At 65.9% G+C, this 2,351-nt stretch carries 2 protein-coding genes and 1 pseudogene; all 3 read right to left on the bottom strand.

Annotated features, from left to right (window positions below):
* Positions 1-236, bottom strand: a pseudogene (locus ABI213_RS22785) (dihydroxy-acid dehydratase); the annotation flags it as partial.
* A 26-nt stretch (positions 237-262) separates the two neighbouring features.
* Complete coding sequence (locus ABI213_RS22780; RefSeq protein ID WP_348028798.1) at positions 263-991, bottom strand: SDR family oxidoreductase; 729 nt, start codon at positions 989-991, stop codon at positions 263-265.
* Positions 992-1,002: 11 nt separating this feature from the next.
* Positions 1,003-2,142 (bottom strand): fumarylacetoacetate hydrolase family protein, encoded by a 1,140-nt coding sequence (locus ABI213_RS22775; RefSeq protein ID WP_348028796.1) that lies wholly within the window; start codon positions 2,140-2,142, stop codon positions 1,003-1,005.
* Positions 2,143-2,351 lie beyond the last annotated feature (209 nt).

Here is a 2,351-nt window from a genome sequence, read left to right as displayed (position 1 = left end):
TCGCGGATGCCGTCGCGGATGCGGCTGGCCAGCTGCACGTGGACCCGGTTGCAGGGGCTCAGGTCGGAGCCGGTCTGGGCGATGCCGATGATGGGGCGGCCCGAGCGCAGTTCGGCCGGGGTGATGCCGTAGTTCATGAAGCGCTCCAGGTAGAGCGCGGCCAGGTCGATGTGGCCGGGCGCGTCAAACCAGTCTTGGGAGCGGAAGCGGCGGGGGGGCGTGGATGGGGTGGTCATCGTGGTTTTTTATGTGGGGTTCGGGTTCAGCGCCAGCCGGCATCGACCCAGTAGTTGTGGCCGGTGCACATGCGGGCATCGGCAGAGGCCAAAAACAAGGCCATGGCGGCCACGTCGCTGGGCTGGATGCGGGCTTTCAGGCACTGGGCGGCAATGATGGCGGCCTCGCCTTCGGGCGTGTACCACTTGGCCTGGCGCGGGGTTTCCACGTTGCCGGGCAGGATGCAGTTGACGCGGATGCGCTGGCTGCCGAGCTCGCGGGCCAGGGCCCGGGTCATGCCTTCAATGCCCGCCTTGGCGGTTTCGTAGAGCACTAAATTCTCTAATCCAAGGTGCCAAGCGATCGAGCCAAAGTTGATGATCGAGCCGCCGCCCCGCGCCTGCATGCCGCCGACCACCGCCTGGGCGCAAAACAGCATGTGGCGCAGGTTGACGCCGATGCGGTCGTCAAAGTAGGCGGGGGTTACTTCGGCCAGCGTGTGGCGGTCGTCATTGCCCGCGTTGTTGACCAGCACGTCCAGCGGGCCGATGGCCGCAAAAGTGCGGGCGATGGCCTCGGTGTCTTGCAGGTCGCAAAGGTGAAATTGCGCTTGCGCGGGCGGGTTGGCCGGGGCCATGCGGTCCAGAAAATGCACCTCGCAGCCCTGGCGCACAAAGGCCGTGACCAGCTCTGCGCCAATGCCGCTGGCACCGCCGGTAATGGCCACGCGTTGGCCGCCCAGGCTGGGGTAAACCGTGTAGGAAGGTGTCGTCATAGTGGGTGGTATCAACGTAGGAGATTGCGGCGGGCCAGGTTCAGCATCAGGGCGGTGATGCCGTTGGTCCAGGGCGGTGCATCTTCGCAGGTGCGGACCCGGTTGACCAGCGTTCCGAGACGTTCGCTGGACACTTTCACTACGTCGCCCACCTGGTGGGTAAAGCCCTGGCCTGCCGCGCCCCGGTCCTGGATGGGGGCGAACATGGTGCCCAAAAACAGCGCAAAACCGTCGGGGTACTGGTGGCTTTGGCCCATGGCCTGGCCCACCAGGTCCAGCGGGTCGCGGCTGATGAGCGACATCGAGCTGCCACCGGTCAGGCGGAAGCCATCGTCCCCGGTAATCTCCAGTTGCACTTCGGCACGGCGCACGTCGGCTATGCCAAAGCCGCTGTCAAACAGGCGGATGAAGGGGCCCAGCGCGCACGAGGCGTTGTTGTCCTTGGCCTTGCCCAGCAGCAGAGCGCTGCGGCCCTCGATATCGCGCAGGTTCACGTCGTTGCCCAAGGTGGCACCGAGCACCCGGCCCGTGGCATCGGCGACCAGCACAATTTCGGGTTCGGGGTTGTTCCAGGCGCTGTCCGATCGCACGCCCACGTAGTCGCCCCAGCCCACCGACGACAGCACCGGTGCCTTGGTAAAAATCTCGGCATCCGGCCCAATCGCCACCTCCAGGTACTGCGACCACAGGCCATCGGCAATCAGCACTTGTTTCAGGTGCGCGGCGGTGGCCGAGCCGGGCTGCACGGCGCGGATGTCGCCGCCGATGCGCGCACTCAGCGAGGTCCGCAGGGCCTGCGCAGCCTGGGCATCGCCCCGGGCACGCTCCTCGATCACCCGCTCCACGGCCGACACCGCAAACGTCACCCCGCTGGCCTTCACCACCTGCAGGTCCAAGGGTGCGAGCAAACGGATGGCGGTGCTGCCTTCCTGCCACGCGGTTTGCAGCGGCAAGTCGGCAATGTCCCCCAGGTCCACCCCGGCAGAAATGTCGCAAGGCCAGGCGGCCAGCAGCTGCGACACCGTGGCCGCAATGGCCGACACGTCGATCACCCGGCCCGCCTGCAGCACCACCGGGGTGGGGCCTGCGGGTAGCTGCAGGCGCCCCACAAACAGTCCAGAACGAAAATCTAGGGGCAGATGGTCTTGCATGGCAAAGTTCTTATGGTTTGGGGGAGTTTGGGGGAGGCTTGGGGGAAATAGGAAGTAAGTTCGACAGTCTAACTAACGTGCGGCCCACTGCATACCCCGGGTTAACATGGTGCGCATCTGCGGCACGGCAAACTCTTGGGCCACATGGCCCAAGGCGCTGTAGAAGACCCGGCCTGCGCCATGGCGGCGCTTCCACACCACCGGCATCA

Source organism: Rhodoferax sp., assembly GCF_039922535.1.
Classification (GTDB): domain Bacteria; phylum Pseudomonadota; class Gammaproteobacteria; order Burkholderiales; family Burkholderiaceae_C; genus Rhodoferax_B.
The sequence above is the reverse complement of the archived record's forward strand: the minus strand, read 5'-3'. Positions and strand labels throughout refer to the sequence as shown.

Coding starts and splice junctions, on each gene's coding strand:
- ABI213_RS22780 (WP_348028798.1), bottom strand. CDS start 991: ATGACGACACCTTCCTACACGGTTTACCCCAGCCTGGGCGGCCAACGC.
- ABI213_RS22775 (WP_348028796.1), bottom strand. CDS start 2,142: ATGCAAGACCATCTGCCCCTAGATTTTCGTTCTGGACTGTTTGTGGGG.